Source organism: Aeromonas lusitana (assembly GCF_002812985.1).
Classification (GTDB): Bacteria; Pseudomonadota; Gammaproteobacteria; order Enterobacterales; family Aeromonadaceae; genus Aeromonas; species Aeromonas lusitana.
Map to the genome: position 1 here is coordinate 43467 of NZ_PGCP01000004.1, position 20181 is coordinate 63647.

Here is a 20181-nt window from a genome sequence, read left to right on the forward strand (position 1 = left end):
CACCCCGGGGTGGCCTTTGTGTCAGCGCTGGTGTCAGCGATTATTTCTTTTTCTTCTTGGCGGACTTCTTCTTGCCGTCTTTCGGCTTTTTCTTCTTCACCGGCACCCGCGCTTCCTTGTGCTTGGGACGCAGCTCGTCGATCACCCGGCGCTTGAGACGCTCCTCGGTATAGCGCTCAATCTTGGCCACCATGGCCATCTCGTGCGCTTCCACCAGGCTGATGGCGCAGCCCCGGTTGCCAGCCCGGCCGGTACGACCGATGCGGTGGACGTAGACGTCGGTGCCGTAGGGCATGTCGTAGTTGATGACATGGCTGACGTTCGGCAGGTCGATGCCGCGGGCGGCGACGTCGGTGGCGATGAGGAAGGGCACCTCCCCGGCGTGGAACTTGCGAATGGACTCGATGCGCTTGCTCTGCTCCATCTCGCCGCGGATCCAGGCGCAGGGGACGCCCGCCGCCTGCAGCTGACCGGAGAGCTCCGCCAGACGCTCACGGGTCTTGACGAAGACGATGGCCTTCTGGGTTTCCGGGTTCTTGAGGATGTGCACCAGCAGCGCCAGCTTGTGGGCGGCATCATCGGCCAGGTGCACCCACTGGGTGATGGGACGACGTTCGCTGCGGGGCGGCTCGGCGTGCAGCTCCACCGGATCGTTCAGGATCTCTTCGGCGAACTTGGTCAGGCCGGCGCCCTCCAGAGTGGCGGAGAACAGCATGGTGTGCTTGCGGTAGCGCGCCTCTTCCACGATGCGGTTCACGTCCTTGATGAAGCCCATGTCCAGCATGCGATCCGCTTCATCCAGTACCAGCACCTCGATGTCGTGGCTCTCGAACGACTCTTTCTCTATGTATTCGAGCAGGCGACCCGGGGTGGCGACGACGATGTCGGTGGTCTTGGTGAGCGCCGGCAGCTGCTCTTCATGGCTGACGCCGCCTATGATGGTCTCGACGCTCAGATGGGTATGCACCGCCAGCGCCTTGGCGTGGGCGCTGACCTGCAGCGCCAGCTCGCGGGTCGGGGTCAGGATCAGCATGCGGCAGGGGCCCGGCTTGCGGCGCGGGAAGTCCAGCAGGTGCTGCATGGCGGGCAGCAGGAAGGCGGCGGTCTTGCCGGTGCCGGTCGGGGCAGATGCCAGAATATCGCGGCCATCCAGGGCTGGCTCCAGCACCATCTGCTGAATGGTAGTGGGGCGGGTGAAACCCATCTCGGCCAAGGCCCGGTTGAGGGCTGGATTCAGGTCGAAATCATCAAAGGACTGGCTCATGGCAATACTCGGTCATTTAGGAAACCGCAGATTATAGGCGATTATGCCGCCGGCTCCTATGGCGACGGTGGCTTAGCCGCTATAATCGCCGACCATTTTTTGTGTAGCAGACGGGGAGCGAGGGTCAGATGGGACGCAGCAGCGGTTTCACCTTCAAACAATTTCACATCGCGCATGACCGCTGTGCCATGAAGGTGGGCACGGACGGCATACTGCTCGGCGCCTGGGCTCCAGTAGCGGGGGCCCGCCGGGTGCTGGACATAGGCGCCGGCAGCGGCCTCATCGCCCTGATGCTGGCCCAGCGCAGCACAAACGACTGCCAGATTGATGCAGTAGAGCTGGATAAAGATGCTGCAGCGCAGGCGAGAGAGAATATCGCTGCCTCCCCCTGGGCCCATCGCGTCAACCTCATGGAATCGGCCATTCAGGAGCACCGGGCGGCCCCCTATGATCTCATCGTCTCCAATCCCCCCTATTTCGTGGCAGGCCAGTCATTTGAGGATCCCGCACGGGCCCTTGCCCGTCACACCGGCAGCCTGGATCCCCACGCGCTGCTGAGCGCCTGCCAGCGTCTGCTGGCTCCGGACGGCCAGGTCGCCCTGGTGGTACCCACCCCCATGGCCGCCGAGATTTTATGCATTTCGTCGAATTATGATCTGTTTGAGAGTTGTTATACAGCTGTTATCACCAGAGAGGGGAAAGAGGCAAATCGCGTTTTATTGCGACTTTGCAGAGGATTAAACAGGTGTGAGCGGGGTGAAATTGTGATCCATTCTGCTGCTGGAGGGTATTCCGACAGATATATCCAACTAACCCACCCCTTCTATTTGAAGATGTAAATTTTGCCTTGAACTATTTTTTCACATCATTATGCTGACTCTTAAACGAGCGCCCGCTCAAGACCAGTTAAAACCACTGGTTGCGATGAAAAAAACAGCGGGGCTCTTTTTTTTTACCCCTGAACAGCACTGGTCGCTGACCAATAAAAAACTATAACAAGCAATAGTTTACAAGACAGACGAGGTTGAACTTGACGAAATCACTCACATTATCAGACGTGCTCGGATTGGGCTTCATGACCTTCGCCTTCTACTTGGGCGCCGGTAACATCATCTTCCCGCCGCTCGCCGGTTACATGGCGGGTGAACACCTCTCCCTGGCCATGCTGGGCTTCCTGGTCACCGCCGTGGGCCTGCCGCTCATCACCATCCTCGCCGTCGCCAAGGCCGGCAACGGCTGGGCCGGCATGACCAAGCTGCTGCCCGCCGGTGTCGCCACCGCCCTGGCGGTCGCCATCTACATCATCATTGGCCCGGCCTTCGCCGCCCCCCGTACCGGCCTGGTGGCCTACGAGATGGGCCTCAAGCCCTTCCTCGGCGACATGGGTCAGGCCGGTCTGGTTGCCTATACCGTGGTCTTCTTCGGCGTGGCCATCCTGGTCTCCATGAACCAGGGCAAGCTGATGGATGCCATCGGCAAATACCTGACTCCTGTGCTGATGCTGCTGCTGCTGACCCTGGCCATCGGTGTCTTCGTCGCGCCCCAGGGCACCATGCCCGCCGCCGCCGGCGACTACCAGAGCGGTCCCTTTGTGAAGGGGATCCTGGAAGGCTACAACACCATGGACACCCTGGCGTCCCTGATGTTTGGCGCCCTGATCGTCGACCTGCTGCGCCAGAAGGGCATCAACGACTACCAGAGCCAGTTCAAGTACCTGGCCATCGCCGGTGTCATCTCCGCCATCGGCCTCTCCGTGGTCTATGTCTCCCTGTTCCAGCTGGGTAACACTGCCGCCGGTGTGGCGAACGATGTCAGCAACGGTGGCGCCATCGTCAACGCCTACGTGCTGAGCCTGTTCGGTCAACCTGGTCAGTTCATCCTGGCTGCCATCATCACCCTGGCCTGCTTCACCACCGCCGTGGGTCTGATCTCCGCCTGCTCCGACTTCTTCCACAACCTCACCGGCATGGCTTACAAGAAGCTGGTGGTGCTGCTGGGGGTCATCTGCGCCGTGGTCGCCAACGTGGGCCTGAGCCAGCTCATCAGCCTCTCCATCCCGGTACTGGTCGCCATCTACCCGGTCGCCGTGGCCCTGGTGCTGGTCACCTTCCTGAAGGGTTACTTCGGTCGTCCGCGCCTGGTGTTCCGCTCCGTGCTGCTGGTCGCCTTCCTGTTCGGCTGCCTCGATGGTCTGGGTGCCGCCGGCATGAAGATGGATGCGTTCGCCTTCCTGCCGCTGTTTGACAAGGGCCTGGCCTGGTTGCTGCCAACCCTGCTGGCCTGTGGCATCGGCATGGCGGTGCGCTCCGGCGACAAGCTGGCCGCCGAAGCCGCCTGATAGTTCAAAAGCATAAAAAAGAGGCCAGCATCCGCTGGCCTCTTTTGTTTGTGTTTGTTTGCGCGAGATTAGGACGACGCTAGAGCACGGACGCTGGCCTGGGTTTGCCGGCCAAGCCATACCAGTGAAACTCGGTCTGGCCCGCGTGCCAGCTGAGGGTGGCCCAGGGCTGTTTGGGCTGCCAGCGCGGGAAGTCTATCTGCACCCGGTTGTCTTCGTACTTGTAGATGGAGGTGCTGAGCTGGATATCTGACAGGATAAGCAGCAAGACACCGCCGATGACACTCCATTTCAGCAATTTCCACATGATGAGTTACTCGAAGCAGATTTCGATGGTGGCGCGGCCGTAGTCGGAATCGAACGGCATCATGATCTTGGCGCCATCGGCCCTGTGGGTGATGGTGTGGTTCGGGCCCGAGACTATGATGGGGGTCGCCATGTCGAACTCATAGCCCTTCTCCCCCAGCATGAGCTTGGCACCGCCCGTCACCATGTTGGTGATCTCCCCCACCATGTCGGTCACTTCCTCGTTGAGGGTGGTCGGCGCCTCCCCCAGCATGCGGCGCATGATCTCCAGCGCCAGCCCCTTCTCGAAGCTGATGGAGAGGGAGCCACGGGTCTGCGGGCCCACCATGCCGATGAGGCCGGACACGTCCCCGCGCGCCAGCTCGTCCGTCTTGCGCTTGGGGGCGCCGGGCTTGAGCTCCAGCTGCGCCATGGTCGACAGCACATTGAGCAGGGAGAGCAGGAACGGATTTACAAAATCAGCCTTCATCATGACTTCCTACGGTATCGGAACAGCGAGCACATTGGCCGTGGGCCTCTATGGTCTTGTTGGTAATAGTAAAGCCATGCTGGTGAGCCTGCTCGGAAAAGGCGCCGTCGATGGCGTTGTCGTGCAGCTCCACCACGTCCCCGCAGCGATCGCAGATCAGCAGTTGCATCGGGTGGGCATGGTCGAAGTGGCAGCAGAAGATGAAGGCGTTGAGGGACTCCACCTTGTGGGCGAAGCCCTGCTCCAGCAGGAAGTCGAGGGCCCGATAGACGGTCGGCGGCTTGGCATGGGCCTCGGTCTGCTGCAACTGGGCGAGCAGATCGTAGGCGCTGATGGCATTGCCATGGGCGGCAAGCAGCCGGAACACCTGGCGCCGGGTCGGGGTGAAGCGGATCCCGCGTTGTTCACACAGGCGCTCCGCTCGTAGTAAGAGTTGGTCTTGATTCATGATCACGCGATACCCAGTCAATTAGCCGGATACTATCACAGGGCCTTGCCCAGGCGGCGACAAAATTCATTTTCCAGGCCTGCCTCACAGAGTCGGAAACAAGCCGGCATTGGACGCTATCATTGCGCCATCACGCCCGCATCTGACCCCATCACCCGCCCCGCACTCCCCCGGCTCACCCCGTTGTCGGCATGGGTAGAAACGGGAATGTCACCTCGCCTCTCAACAGGCGCACTCCCTGCTCGGTTCTCCTCTGCCATGATGGGCGCCGTGCCCTATTTGTTCCCTCAAGTAATAAAAGATGCAACGCCGACCCCATCCAACCCGTATCCAGACCGGATTATCCTGCACTCAATGTAATAATCACTGGAAGGATAGTTAAGATGAATACCAAGACTGTGATCGTGACTGGCGCCTCGAGCGGTATCGGCTTTGCCATTGCAAAGGCCTATCTGGCACGGGGCTATAACGTGGTGGCCAATGCCCGCACCCATGAGGATCTGGCAGAGGCCGCCGAGCGCCTCGGCGCACCGGAGAACTTGCTGCTGGTGGCCGGCGACATCGCCAGACCCGAGACGGCCGCCGCCCTGTTCGTTCAGGGGCAGCAGCACTTCGGTCGGGTGGACGTGCTGGTGAACAATGCGGGGGTCTTCATCTCCAAGCCCATCGCCGAGTACGACGAGGCCGATATCGAGACCATGCTGGGTACCAACCTCAAGGGATTCATCTATCCCTCCCAGGCCGCGGCCGCCCACATGCGGGCTCATGGCGGCGGGCAGATCATCGCCATCACGGCGGCGCTCGCCATGCAGCCCAATATAAACGTCCCCGCCCTGCTGCCCATCATGGCCAAGGGGGGACTGAACCAGGCCGTGCGCGGGCTGGCGCTGGAACTCGCGGAGTCCAACATCATGGTCAATGCCATCGCCCCCGGCATCATAGCCACCCCGATGCACGGCCAGGATCCAACCGTGCTGGAGGCCCTGAAGTCGATGGCGCCGACCCATCGCGTGGGAGAGGTGCAAGACATAGTCAAGGCGGTCATGTATCTGACCGATAGCAGCTTCGTCACCGGCAGCATCATGGTGGTGGATGGCGGCTCCACCACCGGCAAGTGGTAAGGAGAACACCATGCCCTACGTCAACATCAAAATCACCGACGAGCAGGTGACAGCACAGCAGAAGCAGGCGCTGATCCAGGGGGTGACCAGTCTGCTCGAGCGGGTGCTGAACAAGCCACCGGCCACCACCTTCGTGGTCATCGACGAGGTCGCGACCGACAACTGGGGGGTGGGCGGCGAGACCGTCTCCGCCCTGCGCCGCCGACAGGGAAAATAGGGCCGAAAGGATTGGTTTGGAGGGACAGGACCGGCGCCCCTGATAGAATGGGGCGCGTTATCACAGGAGAGTCGACGCCGTATGCAACATAACTTGAGCGACATCATGCTGGGCAGCATAGAGCTGTTCTGCCTCGCCGCCGAGCACCAGAGCTTTACGGTCGCCGCCCAAGAGGCCGGCATCTCGCCGGCGGCGGTGAGCCGGGCCATGATGCGGCTGGAGGAGCGGCTCGGCATCCCCCTGTTTATCCGCACCACCCGCCAGGTGCGCCTGACCGACGCCGGGCGCCAGTATGCCGCCCAGTGCCGCGCTGCCCTTGCGCTGCTGCACGAGGCCGATCAGCAGGCCATGGGGGCCCAGCAGATCCCCGCTGGCAAGGTGCGCATCAGCCTGCCCGCCCCTTATGCCCATTGGCGGCTGTTCCCCCGCATTGCCTTGTTCCAACAACGCTACCCCCTGGTCGAGCTGGAATTTCACATCAGCACCCACAGCGTCAACGTCGCCCGCGATGACTACGATCTGGCCATTCGTGGCAGCGAGCTGGCGGACTCGACCCTGATCGCCCGCAAGCTTGAAGATGCCGAACTGGTGATGGTGGCCTCGCCTAGCTACCTCGCCCGCCATCCCCCCATCAAGAGCTGGCAGGGGCTCGCCGACCACCAGTGCCTCGGTTTCATCCTGCCGGGCAGCGGCCGCCTCGCCCCCTGGCTGCTCAAGATCGACGGAACCCAGCAGGAGCTGGCCGTCGGCGGCGGCGCCCTCTGCTCAGAGGATTATCTCGGCGGCCTCTCCCTGGCCAAGGGGGGCGCCGGCATCTACCAGATGTATCGCTTCGTGGTGGCGGAGGCCCTGCAGCGCGGCGAGCTGAGCGAGGTGCTGCCATCCTGCAACGGCGCCACCCGCCCCTTCTACCTCATCTATCCCCAGGCCAGCTTCATGCCCCCTTGCGTGCGGGTCTTCGTGGACTTCCTGCTGGAGCAGCTGCGCCAGCCCTGAGCCCGGAGCGCGGCCACTCAGCGTCGGGGTCATGAGTCGGACCGAGCCGCGACGACAAAATGGCCCGATAATCCTGCAGTGATGATATCGGGCCGATGGGGTGACCGGGCCACCGGCCAGACCGGCGCCGATCTCGGCCCCCTTCCCTGGCTCCCTATTCCGGGCGCCCGGCAAGACAGACCCAGGCCGGACTGGATCGGGTTCTTCCGCTACCGGTTCGCCGGTTTTCCTGCCAAAAAGGGGCGATTCAGGCTAAACTGTCGCGCTTTGCAGGCAGGTAGCGACACAGCCGTCGCGATGGCCACGCCCTCATATTGCGCACCTCTGGGTGCAGCCCAGCCGCCTCGGTCAGCCGAGGGCTGGCGCTATCATCGCTAGTTTGAAACAGGTTGAAAACGGTTAAGCATGGCTCAAGCACAGATCTCCGACACACAAGACGACGCCCGGCTCACCCCGCAAGGGACTGGTACTCCGAGCGCCCAGTGTTTTTCCATCGCCCCCATGCTGGACTGGACCGATCGGCATTGCCGCTATTTTCATCGGTTGATGACCAGTCAGACGCTGCTTTATACCGAGATGGTGACCACTGGCGCCATTATCCACGGCAAAGGCGACTATCTGGGTTACAGCGAGCAGGAGCACCCGATCTCCTTGCAGCTGGGTGGCAGCAACCCGGCTGATCTGGCGCGCTGCGCCAAGCTGGCCGCAGAGCGCGGCTATGACGAGATCAACCTGAACGTGGGCTGCCCGTCTGATCGGGTGCAGAACGGCCGCTTCGGTGCCTGCCTGATGGGGGAACCCGCCCTGGTCGCCGACTGCGTCAAGGCGATGCGCGACGTGGTGGATATTCCGGTGACCGTGAAGACCCGGATCGGCATCGACGATCAGGACTCCTACGAATTCCTGCAAGCCTTCATCGAGCAGGTGCGTGACGCCGGTTGCGACACCTTCATCGTCCACGCCCGCAAGGCCTGGCTGAGCGGCCTGAGCCCGCGGGAAAACCGCGAGATCCCGCCGCTGGACTACCCGCGCGTCTACAAGGTCAAACAGGACTATGCCAATCTGACCATAGCCCTCAACGGCGGCGTCACCAGCCTGGAGCAGACCCTGGAACACCTGCAGCACCTGGATGGCGTCATGATGGGCCGCGAGGCCTATCAGAACCCCTACCTGCTGGCCCAGGTGGATAACCTGCTGTTCGGGCAGAACAACGCAGTGCCAAGCCGCCACGAGGTGGTGCGCATGATGCTGCCCTACATGGAGCAGGAGCTGGCCAAGGGCAACTACCTCTCCCACATGACCCGCCACATGCTGGGCCTGTTCCAGAACATGCAGGGAGCCCGCGCCTGGCGCCGTCACCTGAGCGAGAACGCCTGCAAGCAGGGCGCCGGCATCCAGGTGGTGCTGGACGCCATGGCCAAGGTGCCCGAGTTCCCCCAGATTGAGGCGGTGGAATAAGCCATGTATCGCTTCACCGGTTCCTGGCTGCACAAGGCCCTGGTGCGTCTGTGCGCCGGCATGCTCGCCATCCTTGGCATCAAGCTCAGCGCCTTCTACCTGCTGGGGTTGCTGGTGGTACTCGGCCTGCACAAGGATCAACTGCTGGGCTGAGGCCATAGCCCGCCGACAGGCACAAAAAAAGCCGGAGCACTGATGCTCCGGCTTTTTCATATGGGGGCAGCCCCGGCTATTCGCTCAGCTCCACAAACTGCAGCTCGGGAGGCAAGGAGGTCAGCACATCGGCGCAGTAATCCCAGGTCGAGATGCGATAGTGCTGCAGATCCTCGTCCAGATGCAGGCCATCGGATTCCTGATGGAACCAGCTGGCGAAACGGGAGGGGATGATCAGCTGGATCTGCTCTTCGATGGTGTGGCTGTCCCGCCCCTCCGCCAGATCGCAATCCTCCATCACCCGCACGGCGAAGATATGGCGAAAACGAACCCGGCACAGGGGCTGCGGCGGCAAGTCTATGCTGCGCGCACGACCCAGCACCACGGTCAGGGTGTCACTCCAGATATCCTGATGCAGTTCGGCCACGACCAGGCCGGGGGGGAGTTGGCGGGACGGTGCCCAGGGCACGGCAACCTGCCGAATGGCATTCTTCTGTTCCATATCCACCTCACTACAGCGCATGCCATATCCTGAGTGTATCTGAAACAAATTTTAGCGACCATGGCAAGAAAAAACCCGGCAGATGCCGGGTTTCATTCGATAACTTTACGCGATTACTTGACGGCGTCTTTCAGCGCCTTGCCTGCCACAAAGGACGGCACATTGGCGGCTGCAATCTGGATCTCTTTACCAGTTTGCGGGTTGCGACCGGTACGGCCCGCACGATGGTTGACCTTGAAGGTACCAAAACCCACCAACTGAACGGCATCGCCCTCTTTCAGGCTCTGGGTAATACCATTGATGATCTCTTCCAGAGCAACTTTGGCCTGAGCTTTGCTCAGGTCTGCTTTGGCGGCAATTGCATCGACAAGTTGAGCTTTGTTCATAACATTTCCTTTATGATCGGGCATTTAGCACCGGGCCACTCTATTCAAAAAAAAACACTCAGGCAAAGGCTTTATCAGCCGGATTGGCTTGAATGCTGGGGTTTTCATCAAGATCTGCGAAAATAGTCACATATCTCGCCCAATCTCGTCCTAGCTGACGACACGGTGGCGAACAACCGATGAGGACTTGTACGCAAACCCTCATCTGATGTAACAATATCCCCACACTCCTATTGACGGTCAACAGGATTTTCCCTAGTTATAGGGAGTGTCGTCAGTCGATGAGAATGACCTGAGGCTGCAGCCATGTGCTTCATGCCAGGCCCACGGAGGGACTATGTTAACTGAACTGGAAAAAACCAAGCGCGCATTGGCAGGCAAGCACAGGGCAATTGACGACTGGCTGGACGCCAGACAGGCACTATTGGTCGAGTACATGCGACTGGCCGGGCTCATGCCCGCCAGATCCAAGCAACGCTCCCTCCCCGGTCACGTCGAGCTGCAACGCTTCTGCGAGCAGCTGGTCGATTACGTCAGCGCCGGTCATTTCGAGATCTACAACCACGTGGTTACCGCCTTCGAGCAGGCCAGCGGCGACAAGCTGGAGCTGGCCAAACGCATCTACCCCCATATCCGCGCCTGCACCGAATTTGCCCTGGAGTTCAACGACAAGTACAGCAATGCCGACGAGGCCCAATTGCTGCTGCTTGACGAGGATCTCAACCAGCTCGGCCCCGTGCTGGAAGACAGGTTCAAGCAGGAGGATCGGCTGGTCAAGGCGCTGCAGGTGGTCGAATCCCTCAGCCATCAGCGGGTCTGATGCCCAATACCGGAGCCAGTTCAAGATCCTGATGAACAAGGTACATTACACTCTGGGGCATGACTTTTTAGCACTGCGTCTCGTCGCAGACAGGAGATGAGCATGCCCGAGCGCCGCCACTTTACGCGGATCTTCTATTTGACCGCCGCCAAGCTGGTACAGGGGCCGCAGCAATGGCGCACCCAGCTGGTCGATGTCTCCCTGCAGGGCGCCCTGTTGCTCAGACCCGATGACTGGTCCGCCAGCGACAACCGGGAATATGAGATAGTGTTCGTGCTCGGCGGCAGTGACATCGAAATTAAGATGCAGGTGGAGCTGACTCACGAGGCCAGCAAGAAGCTCGGCTTCTATTGCCATCACATCGACATCGACAGCGCCAGCCACCTCAAGCGCATGATCGAGTTGAATTTGGGGGAAGAGCAGCTGCTGTACCGCGAGCTGGAGCAACTGCTGCAGGAACACAGGGAGCACACGCCTCCCGCCCAGCCTTAAGCCGGATTACGACAACGAAAAAGGAGCGCCAATGCGCTCCTTTTTGCTACTTGTTATCCAGGTCTGCAGCGGTTCGTTTCGCGGCCCGGAGCTCCATTTATAGCGCTTCCAGCGCATCGGACAGCTTCTTCACCGGCACCACTTCCATCCCCTCGATGGGATGCTTGGGCGCATTGGCGTGAGGGACTATGGCGCGGCGGAAGCCGTGCTTGGCCGCCTCCTGCAAGCGCTCCTGGCCGGACGGTACGGGGCGAATTTCCCCGGACAGCCCCACCTCACCGAACACCACCAGATCCTTGGGCAACGCCTGATCCCGGAAGCTGGAGACCATGGCCAGCAAGAGCGCCAGATCCGCGCTGGTCTCCTCGACCTTGACCCCGCCCACCACGTTGATGAACACATCCTGATCCGCCATCTGTAGGCCACCGTGACGATGCAGCACGGCCAGCAGCATGGCGAGACGGTTGTGATCCATGCCCACCGCCACCCGCCGCGGGTTGGAGACCTGGGAGTAATCCACCAGCGCCTGCAACTCCACCAGCAGTGGCCTTGTGCCTTCCCAGATCACCACGACGATGGAGCCGGCCGCCTGCTCCTCCCCCCGGCTCAGGAAGATGGCGGAGGGATTGCTCACCTCCTTCATGCCCTGCCCCGTCATGGCGAACACGCCGAGCTCGTTGACCGCCCCGAAGCGGTTCTTGTGGGAGCGCAGGGTGCGAAAACGCGAATCATGGGCCCCATCGAGCAGCACGGAGCAGTCGACGCAGTGCTCCAGCACCTTGGGGCCGGCCAGGGTGCCGTCCTTGGTGACGTGACCCACCATGAAGATGGCGACATGGTTCTGCTTGGCGTAGCGGGTGAGCAGAGCCGCGGACTCGCGCACCTGGGAGACGGAGCCGGGGGATGACTGCACATCCGCCACGTGCATCACCTGGATGGAGTCGATGACCATGATCTGCGGCTGCTCCTGCTGGGCAATGATGCAGATCTGCTCGACGCTGGTCTCGGACAACATACGCAGCTTGTCGGTGGGCAGCCCCAGCCGGCTGGCCCGCATCGCCACCTGCTGCAGGGACTCTTCCCCGGTCACGTACAGGGTCTTCATCCGCTCGGCTAGGCCGCACATGGTCTGCAGCAGCAGGGTCGACTTGCCCGCCCCCGGGTTGCCGCCAATCAGGATGGCCGAGCCCGGCACCACGCCGCCGCCGAGCACCCGATCCAGCTCCTTGAAACCCGAACCGAAACGGGGGATCTCGGTGGTGGCGACCTCCGCCAGGGTCTGTACCTGGCTGCCGACGGCGCCGGCATAGCCGGTGTAGCGGGCACTCTTGCCAGGGGTGGTGACTCCCAGCCGAACCTCTGTGATGGTGTTCCACTCCTTGCACTCGCCGCATTGACCTTGCCAGCGGGTGAAGTCGGCGCCACATTCGGTACAAACATAGGCGGTTTTGTTTTTGGCCATGGATAACTCGGGGACAGGATGAATTCCTGCTTGATATACTTGTTTGCGACCGACAGATCAAACCCAGAATCGGAAAAGTGACTTTCCGCGGCAGGAATACATGGATTCAGAACAACCACTACACCTGATAGAACAGCTTGTCCCCCTGCTCCGAGAAAAGGATTTCGACGAGATCTTCAACCGCCTGACCCAGAACGAGAATACCAACAGCCGTTTCTTGCTCAAGATGGAGATCAAGCGCAAATGCACCCCCTGCCGGCGGGTGATCGACATGCGCAACGAACTCGGCGAGGTCTGCCTGGTACACGAGTCGGAGGGGGTAACCCACTTCATGCCCGCCGAGGCAATCGAGCTGTTCCAATCCCAGTGCTACCTCTACCGCGACAGCTATACGCTGGGGGTCTATGAGGCGCTGCAGGCCTGGTACAAGCTCAATCAGGGCCGAGTGGAGAGCCTCTCCCTGCCCGCCAGCCCGTTTCGCCCGTTCGATGTGAGCGCAATTCCCTTCGCCAGCCACTACGGCCGGCAGGAAGAGCGGATGCATTTCAGCTCCCCCATGGTGATCAAGCTCGGCAATGGCGAGAAGCTGTTCGCCAAGAGCTCGGATCTCTCCCTCGGCGGGATCCGGGTCTCGGTGCCCTATCTGCCCGACTACCAGACCGGCGATCAGGTCGACGTCCTCTTCACCGGCCTGGAGCGCGAACACGCCAACCCCATACTGCGCCAGCCCATCGACTATCAGATCCTGGGGGAGGAGCAGAAGGAGGGAAAATTCTGGTTACGGCTGGTCAAAAGCGGCGAGCATCCTGCCTTCGATCACTTTCTGCGCGAGTTCATCGAGCACAACCGCAGCCGCTACCGGGTCAGCGTCGATTACCTGCTGTCGGCGGCCATCATCAAGGGCTATGAACAGTTCTACCTGCCGCGCATGACCGGCATGCCGTTGTTCTTCGGCAAAGGCAGTGCGCCTCCCCTCGAGATCGCCCTGCGCACCGAGAACAACCAACACCTGCTCGAGTACTGGCGTGATGCCAAGAACCGCGACATGCTCGCCAGCCTGTTCAGCGAGGCGCGGATGAGCAGCCTGATGCCCGCCAGGGGGGGCATGAGCGAGACCCTGATCTACAGCTTCACCCACTCGGTACGCAGTCACCTCTACTTCTTCTCCGCCACTCGGGAAGAGCTGCTGCAAAGCGGCCTGACCGCCCTCTTCTTCCAGGTCGGCGCGCGCCGACCCAGCTGGCGGGTATACAAGTTCAGTCTGGAGAGCTGTGCACTGCACGAGGCGGATCTAGACAGTCATCCTGGCGGTGAATCTCATCAATTGCAGGACATGCTGCTGCGTGAACGGCTGCAACAGATAGGTTATGTCGGCTTGCTGCAGGAGATCGGGCTCGACAGTCAGCGCGACGAGTTTCGCTACGATGCCAGCCAGCCCCACAATGCCAACGAGTTGCAGCGCTTTGGCCACGACATCAGCGCTCCCCTGTTCGAGATAGAGACGCTGCACTATGTGCAACTGCGCAAGGAGGCCCGCTACGTCCACAAGACGGCCATCGTCATCCGCCACAAGGAGAGAGCCTGGCTCGGCTGGACCCGGGATATCTCGGCCCATGGCATGCAGATCGAGCTGGAAGAGCCATTCGAAGGGGAGAAGGGGGAGATCATCCAGGTCGCCTTGCCACGGCTGCAGGAGCTGTCCAAGAGCATGGATCTGCAGCGCCTGCCCTACCGGCTGGTCAGCCTCAATCTAAGCCGTACCGTGCTGCACCTGTGCATCGAGGGAGAACCGGCCCGCCACACAGGTCACCAGTTCTTCAGCCTGCTGATCGAGAGCAACCAGAACAAACTCAAGGCCACCCGGGAACACAGGCGCTACCGTGGCATGGCGCGGGCGCTGCGCAACATCTTCACCCACCACATCTTCGACACCCCTGTGTACGTCAACAAACTCAAGGCCGGCTCGAAACCGGCGGCCCTGGGGATTGCCCCCCGGCCACGCAGCCTCTCCCCACTGCTGAAGGCCTGCGCCGAGCAGGAGGATCAGGCCAACCTCTACCCCCTGTTCCAGGGCGGCCTGCTCAGGACCCTGCTGCTCGACCCCCTGCGCACCATAGAGCGGGAGGACAAGCCGAAGCAGGCAGAGGTTTATATCGCCAATCTGCATTCGCGCAGTGGTTCCCCCCTGTTCAGGAGCCGGTTAGCCAGCAGTTTTGCGACCCTCGAGGACAAGCAGCGCTTCGTCGAGCTGGCCCTGCAGCAGGGCGAGTTCTACTCGGTACTGGTCGGCATCTCCCGCACCGGCCGGCCGGACACCAGCTTCATCGCCAACGAGCTGGACTACATCGCCAAGTTTGCCATCCACAAGGCCAAGAAGCTGGAGGAGGAGCTGTGGAGCGTGGTGGGAGTGGGCGAGCTGACCGATACCACCCAGGCGACCCTGTTCCGGCTCGGCATCACACCGCCCGTAGGTTGAGTTCCACATCCAAACTCGGCAGATCGCCATCCAGTACCAGTGATACGAATAAACAGAAGAGACAAACAACAAGGGCGCCCCGATGGGTTGCCCTTGTTGTTCTAGCCCTGCCTCATAACCCCTGTGGGTTGATCAACCAAGGAGTGGATGACGCGAGATATCAGGCCCGACACCCTCTCGCCTGGGGATCCTGCAACCAGGCCAGGATCTGGGGGAAGTGATCCTCCTGGGCCTGGGGGGCGGTCAGCATGTTGATGTGGTCGTAATCGAGCCGGTTGCCGTTGTCCAGGCCAAGGCGGGTATGGCGGGTAGCCGAGCCCATCTCTGTGCTGAAGCGGCGCACGTCTATGGGGTGACCCAGCACCTTGTCGGCCTTGGCGGAGATCATCCAGAGCGGGGGCCAGGCCACTCGGCTCGCCGCCTCCCCATAGGCGAAGCCGTCGTGGGGATCCTGCCAGGGGCCGCACTTCACCCAGGGGATGGTCTCCTGCAGGTAGCGCAGGGGCTCGTCATCGGCTCCCATCTTCAACTTGCGCGCCGCCAGGAAGCCGCTGTTGCGGGCCAGCCAGGGGGCCAGTCGATTCCAGATAAGATCCACCTTCAGCCAGCGCTCCGGGTTCTGCACCGAGACCCCGCGCTTGGTGCCAAAGAACACCAGGCTGGCTATTCCATCGGCCAGCGCCGGGAAGCGAGCCAGGGTCGAAGCCATGATGACCCCGCCCCAGGAGTGCGCCATCCAGTGCACCCTGGCCCCCAGGTGGCGGGCCGCGATCCAGTGTTGCAGCGCGGGCACGTCTTCGGTGATGAGTTCGTGCTGGCCATGGCCGGCCCGCTCGGCGATGGCGGGGGTGCTGAGGCCCCGCCCGCGCAGGTCGGCCACATAGACCTGATAGCCGTGGCGTGCCAGATAACAGGCCAGCCCCTTGCCGGATTCGGTGTAGAAGATGCGGCCATTCTCGATGGCCCCATGGACCATCAGTATGGGGTCACCATGCACGGCGACCCTGGGCTTGATATGACGAACGTGCAGCTGATGCTCGCCGCAGGGGATAAACAGGGATTGTTGTAACAGTTCCATCGCGTTTTCAGGTCCTCCTTGACCCTCTTCAGTGGTTATTCCAGCGCCGTTCGCGGCAGGTGAGCGCCCCCAGCAGGCAGAGCACCCCTTCCAGATCGTGGTGATTGAGGGTGGCCGCCGCCTGGGCCCGCACCAGCGGTTTGGCGTGGATGGCGATGCCGAGTCCGGCCACCGCCATCATCTTGAGATCGTTGGCCCCATCGCCGACCGCCACCGTCTGATCAACCCGGATGCCGAATTGTGTCGCCAGTTGCTGCAACACCTCGGCCTTGACGGCGGCATCCACGATACGGCCACTCACCTGCCCTGTGAGCAGGGTCCCCTCGGTCGCCAGCTCGTTGGCGAAGATGGCGTCCAACCCCAGCGCCCGCTGCAGCTCACCGGCGAAACGGGTGAAGCCACCGGAGGCGATCGCCACCTTCCAGCCTGACTGCTTGAGGGCATCGACCATGAGTTGCAGCCCCGGCATCCAGGGCATCTTGGCCGCCACCTCGTCGAGAATGGTCACCGGCGCCCCTTCCAGCAAGGCGACCCGGCTGCGCAGGCTGTCGGCAAACTCCAGCTTGCCCTGCATAGCCGCCGCCGTCACGGCGGCCACCTGATCCCCCACCCCGGCCAGGCGGGCAATCTCGTCGATGCACTCGATCTGGATGGCGGTGGAGTCCATGTCCATCACCAGCAGACCGGGCTCGCTCAGGGTCGGCAAGGCGGGCAGATGACATAAATCTATGTCCCACACCTGCTCCTTGAGCTGCTGTACCAGCTCTAGAGAGAAGCGGCTGGTGCCAAGCAGCAGCACAGGGATACCGGCATGCTCTGCCGCGGGATAGAGGCTTGCCTCCATGCCCTGACTCGCCAGCAGGGTCGCCAGTCGTCCCAGATGATGGGCGCCGAGCCCCTTGCCAAACAGGACGAGCCAGGCCCCATCGTGGGGGTCGGCTGCGGGCAACAAGGCCTCGGGGACGAGCTGCCAGCAGGGCGCACCGCACAGGGCGGCAGACCAGTCGGGCACTGAGGGGGGGAGCTGGGACAACAACATAGGGGAGACGCCTTCCTTGGGATCATGGGTTCATCATGCTGGCCCAGAGTAGCGTATTGCTTTTTGTACAGGCAAGCGCCAAGATCCCGCCTGCCACGTATCGTTCACCGCGCCACGCCCTCGGTCATCCATTGTTTCTGACAGGCAAGCGGCGCCAGCATTCACCCCAGGAGGCCATCCGTTTTGCGTCATCTCCCCATCAAACGCGTCATCAGTCTGGCGGCCGGGATCCTGCTCGGTCTCTGGGTACTGGTTCTGCTTATTCACATGCAGGGAGAGAGCCAGACCGCGCTGCACAGCGAGGCGCGCGATCGGGCCCAGGCCCTGGTCGCCTATGCCGCCCGTGACATGCGCCGCTGGATCAAGGAGGACAAGGAGAGCGAGCTGGAGCGACTGGCTCAGGATCTCGCCGCCGAGCCCGAGATCCTCGATGTCACCCTCTATGACGCCCACGGCATCCCCCTCGCCCAGTCGGATCAGGCCGTGCCCCTGGAGAGTCTGCTGCCCATCGGCGCCGACAACAAGTCCCTGCCGGAGCAGGGCAAGGGCCGCATCCAGTTCGTGCAGGAGATCCACGATGGCAACCTGACCCTGGGTTACCTGAGGATCACCCTGGAGGAGCAGAAACTGCTGGCCAAGCAGGATACCCATCTCAAGGTCAGCCAGGAGAAGCAGCGACTGATGCTGCTGGTGATGCTCCTGGCCGGCCTGCTCATCTCCTACGGCGTGCGCCGCAACTACATGCGGGTGCGCAAGCACAAGAAACAGAGCAAACCTGCCGCCCCCCAATAAAGGGGGGTAGATCGCCTCCGCCAGCTTGTATATAACTCTGACAGGATGACTGGCAGGAGAGCCACATGATTGCCCCCCCCTTGCCGTTGGACGAGCACAGTCGACTGGAACGACTGCGTGTCCTCGGCCTGCTCGACCGCGAGCCCATCGACCAGCTGGATCGCCTCACCCGGCTCATCACCCGCCATTTCTCGCTGCCCATCGCCATGGTCTCCCTGACCGACGTGAACCGGCAGTGGTTTCTCGCCCGCACCGGCATTGGCCTGTGCGAGATCAGCCGGGAGCAATCCTTCTGCGGCCACGCCATCCTGCAACCCGACATCATGCAGGTGCCAGATGCCCGCCTCGATCCCCGCTTCGCCGACAACCCGCTGGTGACAGGGGCTCCCCAGGTCGTCTTCTATGCCGGTCGCCCCCTGCGCGCCCTCGATGGAGTGGTGCTCGGCACCCTCTGTCTGGTGGACCATGGGGCACGCAGCCTCGACGAGGAGGCGTGCCGCGATCTCGACGACTTCGGCCGTCTGGTGGAAAACACCCTGCACGATCTGGAGCGACGCCATCAGGTGCGCAGCCTGAACCAGGTGCTGGAGGACAAGGAGCACCTCTTCACCCTCACCTTCAACCAGGCGTCGGTGGGCATGGCGCTTTCCTCTCTCGAGGGCCAGTGGCTGCGCACCAACCCAGGACTGGAGCGGCTGCTCGGGTACAGTGAGGAGGAGATGCTGAGCCGTACCTGGCACGCCATGACCCACCCGGAGGATCTGCCGCGGGAACAGACCCTGTTCAACGCCTTGCTCGCGGGGGAGTGCCAAGACTACCGGCTGGAGAAGCGGATGATCCGGGCCGACGGCAGCCTGTGCTGGGTGCAGCTCAGCGTGACCCTGTGCCAGAGCCACACCAGGGCCCCCCACATGATCGCCGTGTTCGCCGATCTCACCGAGCGCAAACAGGCCGAGGCCGAGCTGCTGCGCCTGCAACTGGGCCTCGAGCAGCAGGTGCGTGAGCGCACCCGCGAGCTGTCGAATACGGTGGAGCAGTTGCATGTCGAGATGCAGGAGCGTGGCGCCGTGCAGCAACGCCTGTGGCAGGAGCAACGCCGCCTGCAACACATGCTGGAACACACCAGCAATGCCTTCCTGGAACTCGACGAATCCCTCGTCATCACCGGCTGGAATCCCGCCTCCACCACCTTGCTCGGCTGGCATCCAGAAGAGATATTGGGGCAACCCCTGTTCCGCCTGCTTGAGGCAGGACACCCCTTGTTTTCCCTGCTGGAGGCCCCGCAAACCCCGCCACACCGTCTGGAGTGCGATCTGGGGACTCGCAGCGGCCAGCGGATCCCGGTCGAGGTAGTAGCCGAGCGATACCAGTTCGACGACAAGGTACGACTCGCCCTGTTCTTGCACGACATCACGCCCCGCCGTCGGGTGCTGGCCGAGATCGAGCGCGGCCGGGCCAGGTTGCGGGCCATCACCGACGGTCTGCCGGTGACCATCAGCATGATCTCCCCCGAGGGGCGTTACCTGTTTGCCAACCAGGCCTATTGCCACTACTTCGGGCTGGATGCTAACGCCATGCGGGAGATGAGCATACGAGAGGTGATAGGCGAGGAGGCCCACGACATGGCCATGGCGCAGGTGGCGCGGGCCCTGGCCGGCGAGCAGGTGAGCTACGAACACAGGCTCAATCTGCCCATTGGCACCCGTGACCTCAGGATCACCATGATCCCGAGCCGGGGTGACGAGCCCGGCGTCTATATTCTCGGCGATGACATCACCGAGTACAGGGCGCTGCAAAGCCAGCTGGAGCACGAGGCGGCTCACGATCCGCTCACCGCCCTGCCCAACCGGCGCGCCTTCACCCTGCGCCTCTCCCGTGAGCTGGAGCGAGTCCATCGGAATGGCGAGCCACTGGGTCTGCTGTTTCTCGATCTCGACGGATTCAAGGGGATCAATGACCGACTGGGCCACCACGTCGGCGATGCCCTGCTGCAGCGCTTCGCCAGCGTGTTGAGTGCCGAGGTGCGCCCGGGTGACATGGTGGCACGCCTCGCCGGCGACGAATTCACCATCATATTGCCGGCCCTTCACCAACCGGAGCAGGAGCTGCCAGCCCTGTGCGAGCGGCTATTGGCAGCCATGGCAATCTCCACCGACGTGGCCGGTCACTCGCTGCCCCTCGCCGGCAGCATAGGAGGCGCGATCTGCCCTTCGGGACAGTTCTGTCACATCGACGATCTGCTCCACCGGGCCGATACCGCCATGTACCGGGCCAAACAGGCGGGCAAGGGACGCTTTTCCCTCGACTTCGGCCCCCCATAGCGGTGGTACCGGCTGACCCACATCAAAAAACAGGGAGGCATCA

General features: G+C 62.2%; 21 protein-coding genes. 12 read left to right on the forward strand and 9 right to left on the reverse strand.

Features of this window, described 5'->3' with window-relative positions; all coding sequences use genetic code 11:
* Positions 1 to 40 precede the first annotated feature (40 nt).
* Positions 41 to 1264, reverse strand: a complete 1224-nt coding sequence (gene srmB / locus CUC44_RS03380; RefSeq protein ID WP_100858586.1) for an ATP-dependent RNA helicase SrmB — start codon at positions 1262 to 1264, stop codon at positions 41 to 43.
* Positions 1265 to 1392: 128 nt separating this feature from the next.
* On the opposite strand from srmB, the gene CUC44_RS03385 reads away from it, so the two are divergent.
* Positions 1393 to 2103: a tRNA1(Val) (adenine(37)-N6)-methyltransferase gene (locus tag CUC44_RS03385; RefSeq protein WP_100858587.1), complete on the forward strand. Its 711-nt coding sequence runs from the start codon at positions 1393 to 1395 to the stop codon at positions 2101 to 2103.
* 191 nt (positions 2104 to 2294) lie between these two features.
* Entirely contained in the window at positions 2295 to 3602 is a 1308-nt protein-coding gene (gene brnQ, locus CUC44_RS03390; RefSeq protein WP_100858852.1) for a branched-chain amino acid transport system II carrier protein, read from the forward strand.
* A 79-nt stretch (positions 3603 to 3681) separates the two neighbouring features.
* On the opposite strand, the gene CUC44_RS03395 is transcribed toward brnQ, so the two are convergent.
* Genes CUC44_RS03395 through zur form a run of 3 tightly spaced genes read right to left on the reverse strand, consistent with a single transcriptional unit; the run spans position 3682 to position 4825 of the window.
* Entirely contained in the window at positions 3682 to 3909 is a 228-nt protein-coding gene (locus tag CUC44_RS03395; RefSeq protein WP_100858588.1) for a hypothetical protein, read from the reverse strand.
* A gap of 6 nt (positions 3910 to 3915) precedes the next feature.
* Positions 3916 to 4377 (reverse strand): chemotaxis protein CheX, encoded by a 462-nt coding sequence (locus CUC44_RS03400; protein ID WP_100858589.1) that lies wholly within the window; start codon positions 4375 to 4377, stop codon positions 3916 to 3918.
* A complete protein-coding gene (gene zur, locus CUC44_RS03405) occupies positions 4367 to 4825 on the reverse strand; it encodes a zinc uptake transcriptional repressor Zur (RefSeq protein ID WP_100858590.1) in 459 nt (152 codons plus the stop codon). The genes CUC44_RS03400 and zur overlap by 11 nt, the downstream gene beginning before the upstream one ends.
* 383 nt (positions 4826 to 5208) lie before the next feature.
* Here zur and CUC44_RS03410 point away from each other — a divergent pair, with 383 nt between their 5' ends.
* The 5 genes from CUC44_RS03410 (at position 5209) to CUC44_RS03430 (ending at position 8770) form a co-directional block, all read left to right on the forward strand.
* Positions 5209 to 5946 carry an SDR family NAD(P)-dependent oxidoreductase gene (locus tag CUC44_RS03410; RefSeq protein ID WP_100858591.1) on the forward strand — a complete coding sequence of 246 codons (738 nt, stop codon included), beginning with the start codon at positions 5209 to 5211 and terminating at the stop codon, positions 5944 to 5946.
* 10 nt (positions 5947 to 5956) lie between these two features.
* The gene (locus CUC44_RS03415) at positions 5957 to 6163 is read left to right on the forward strand and encodes a tautomerase family protein (RefSeq protein WP_100858592.1); all 207 of its coding nucleotides are present in this window, start codon (positions 5957 to 5959) and stop codon (positions 6161 to 6163) included.
* 81 nt (positions 6164 to 6244) lie between these two features.
* The gene (locus CUC44_RS03420) at positions 6245 to 7159 is read left to right on the forward strand and encodes a LysR family transcriptional regulator (protein ID WP_100858593.1); all 915 of its coding nucleotides are present in this window, start codon (positions 6245 to 6247) and stop codon (positions 7157 to 7159) included.
* Between the two features lie 405 nt (positions 7160 to 7564).
* On the forward strand, positions 7565 to 8617 hold the full coding sequence (gene dusA, locus CUC44_RS03425; protein WP_100858594.1) for a tRNA dihydrouridine(20/20a) synthase DusA: 1053 nt from the start codon (positions 7565 to 7567) through the stop codon (positions 8615 to 8617).
* A 3-nt stretch (positions 8618 to 8620) separates the two neighbouring features.
* A complete protein-coding gene (locus CUC44_RS03430; RefSeq protein WP_100858595.1) occupies positions 8621 to 8770 on the forward strand; it encodes a hypothetical protein in 150 nt (49 codons plus the stop codon).
* Between the two features lie 76 nt (positions 8771 to 8846).
* On the opposite strand, the gene CUC44_RS03435 is transcribed toward CUC44_RS03430, so the two are convergent.
* Positions 8847 to 9272, reverse strand: coding sequence for a hypothetical protein (locus CUC44_RS03435; RefSeq protein ID WP_100858853.1), 426 nt, complete (start codon positions 9270 to 9272; stop codon positions 8847 to 8849).
* 113 nt (positions 9273 to 9385) lie between these two features.
* Positions 9386 to 9658 (reverse strand): nucleoid-associated protein HU-alpha, encoded by a 273-nt coding sequence (gene hupA, locus CUC44_RS03440; RefSeq protein WP_005305063.1) that lies wholly within the window; start codon positions 9656 to 9658, stop codon positions 9386 to 9388.
* Between the two features lie 337 nt (positions 9659 to 9995).
* Between hupA and rsd the strand changes: the two genes are divergently transcribed.
* Complete coding sequence (rsd, locus tag CUC44_RS03445; protein WP_100858596.1) at positions 9996 to 10478, forward strand: sigma D regulator; 483 nt, start codon at positions 9996 to 9998, stop codon at positions 10476 to 10478.
* 102 nt (positions 10479 to 10580) lie between these two features.
* On the forward strand, positions 10581 to 10970 hold the full coding sequence (locus CUC44_RS03450) for a PilZ domain-containing protein (RefSeq protein ID WP_100858597.1): 390 nt from the start codon (positions 10581 to 10583) through the stop codon (positions 10968 to 10970).
* Positions 10971 to 11067: 97 nt separating this feature from the next.
* On the opposite strand, the gene radA is transcribed toward CUC44_RS03450, so the two are convergent.
* The gene (gene radA / locus CUC44_RS03455) at positions 11068 to 12432 is read right to left on the reverse strand and encodes a DNA repair protein RadA (protein ID WP_100858598.1); all 1365 of its coding nucleotides are present in this window, start codon (positions 12430 to 12432) and stop codon (positions 11068 to 11070) included.
* 100 nt (positions 12433 to 12532) lie between these two features.
* Between radA and CUC44_RS03460 the strand changes: the two genes are divergently transcribed.
* Complete coding sequence (locus CUC44_RS03460) at positions 12533 to 14908, forward strand: PilZ domain-containing protein (protein WP_100858599.1); 2376 nt, start codon at positions 12533 to 12535, stop codon at positions 14906 to 14908.
* Positions 14909 to 15068: 160 nt separating this feature from the next.
* Here CUC44_RS03460 and CUC44_RS03465 read toward each other — a convergent pair whose 3' ends face one another.
* Positions 15069 to 15986: an alpha/beta fold hydrolase gene (locus CUC44_RS03465; RefSeq protein WP_100858600.1), complete on the reverse strand. Its 918-nt coding sequence runs from the start codon at positions 15984 to 15986 to the stop codon at positions 15069 to 15071.
* A gap of 28 nt (positions 15987 to 16014) precedes the next feature.
* A complete protein-coding gene (gene serB / locus CUC44_RS03470; RefSeq protein WP_100858601.1) occupies positions 16015 to 17025 on the reverse strand; it encodes a phosphoserine phosphatase SerB in 1011 nt (336 codons plus the stop codon).
* Between the two features lie 183 nt (positions 17026 to 17208).
* Here serB and CUC44_RS03475 point away from each other — a divergent pair, with 183 nt between their 5' ends.
* Together CUC44_RS03475 and CUC44_RS03480 are read left to right on the forward strand one after the other, a co-directional pair.
* A complete protein-coding gene (locus CUC44_RS03475; protein ID WP_100858602.1) occupies positions 17209 to 17817 on the forward strand; it encodes an AhpA/YtjB family protein in 609 nt (202 codons plus the stop codon).
* 65 nt (positions 17818 to 17882) lie between these two features.
* Entirely contained in the window at positions 17883 to 20138 is a 2256-nt protein-coding gene (locus tag CUC44_RS03480; protein ID WP_100858603.1) for a sensor domain-containing diguanylate cyclase, read from the forward strand.
* Positions 20139 to 20181 lie beyond the last annotated feature (43 nt).

What these genes read in the sequence shown, in the direction of transcription:
- radA (WP_100858598.1), bottom strand. Translation starts at nt 12,432, where the DNA reads ATGGCCAAAAACAAAACCGCCTATGTTTGTACCGAATGTGGCGCCGAC.
- dusA (WP_100858594.1), top strand. Translation starts at nt 7,565, where the DNA reads ATGGCTCAAGCACAGATCTCCGACACACAAGACGACGCCCGGCTCACC.
- CUC44_RS03395 (WP_100858588.1), bottom strand. Translation starts at nt 3,909, where the DNA reads ATGTGGAAATTGCTGAAATGGAGTGTCATCGGCGGTGTCTTGCTGCTT.
- CUC44_RS03420 (WP_100858593.1), top strand. Translation starts at nt 6,245, where the DNA reads ATGCAACATAACTTGAGCGACATCATGCTGGGCAGCATAGAGCTGTTC.
- srmB (WP_100858586.1), bottom strand. Translation starts at nt 1,264, where the DNA reads ATGAGCCAGTCCTTTGATGATTTCGACCTGAATCCAGCCCTCAACCGG.
- hupA (WP_005305063.1), bottom strand. Translation starts at nt 9,658, where the DNA reads ATGAACAAAGCTCAACTTGTCGATGCAATTGCCGCCAAAGCAGACCTG.
- zur (WP_100858590.1), bottom strand. Translation starts at nt 4,825, where the DNA reads ATGAATCAAGACCAACTCTTACTACGAGCGGAGCGCCTGTGTGAACAA.
- CUC44_RS03460 (WP_100858599.1), top strand. Translation starts at nt 12,533, where the DNA reads ATGGATTCAGAACAACCACTACACCTGATAGAACAGCTTGTCCCCCTG.
- CUC44_RS03415 (WP_100858592.1), top strand. Translation starts at nt 5,957, where the DNA reads ATGCCCTACGTCAACATCAAAATCACCGACGAGCAGGTGACAGCACAG.
- CUC44_RS03385 (WP_100858587.1), top strand. Translation starts at nt 1,393, where the DNA reads ATGGGACGCAGCAGCGGTTTCACCTTCAAACAATTTCACATCGCGCAT.
- serB (WP_100858601.1), bottom strand. Translation starts at nt 17,025, where the DNA reads ATGTTGTTGTCCCAGCTCCCCCCCTCAGTGCCCGACTGGTCTGCCGCC.
- CUC44_RS03480 (WP_100858603.1), top strand. Translation starts at nt 17,883, where the DNA reads ATGATTGCCCCCCCCTTGCCGTTGGACGAGCACAGTCGACTGGAACGA.
- CUC44_RS03450 (WP_100858597.1), top strand. Translation starts at nt 10,581, where the DNA reads ATGCCCGAGCGCCGCCACTTTACGCGGATCTTCTATTTGACCGCCGCC.
- CUC44_RS03430 (WP_100858595.1), top strand. Translation starts at nt 8,621, where the DNA reads ATGTATCGCTTCACCGGTTCCTGGCTGCACAAGGCCCTGGTGCGTCTG.
- rsd (WP_100858596.1), top strand. Translation starts at nt 9,996, where the DNA reads ATGTTAACTGAACTGGAAAAAACCAAGCGCGCATTGGCAGGCAAGCAC.
- CUC44_RS03400 (WP_100858589.1), bottom strand. Translation starts at nt 4,377, where the DNA reads ATGAAGGCTGATTTTGTAAATCCGTTCCTGCTCTCCCTGCTCAATGTG.
- CUC44_RS03465 (WP_100858600.1), bottom strand. Translation starts at nt 15,986, where the DNA reads ATGGAACTGTTACAACAATCCCTGTTTATCCCCTGCGGCGAGCATCAG.
- CUC44_RS03435 (WP_100858853.1), bottom strand. Translation starts at nt 9,272, where the DNA reads ATGGAACAGAAGAATGCCATTCGGCAGGTTGCCGTGCCCTGGGCACCG.
- CUC44_RS03410 (WP_100858591.1), top strand. Translation starts at nt 5,209, where the DNA reads ATGAATACCAAGACTGTGATCGTGACTGGCGCCTCGAGCGGTATCGGC.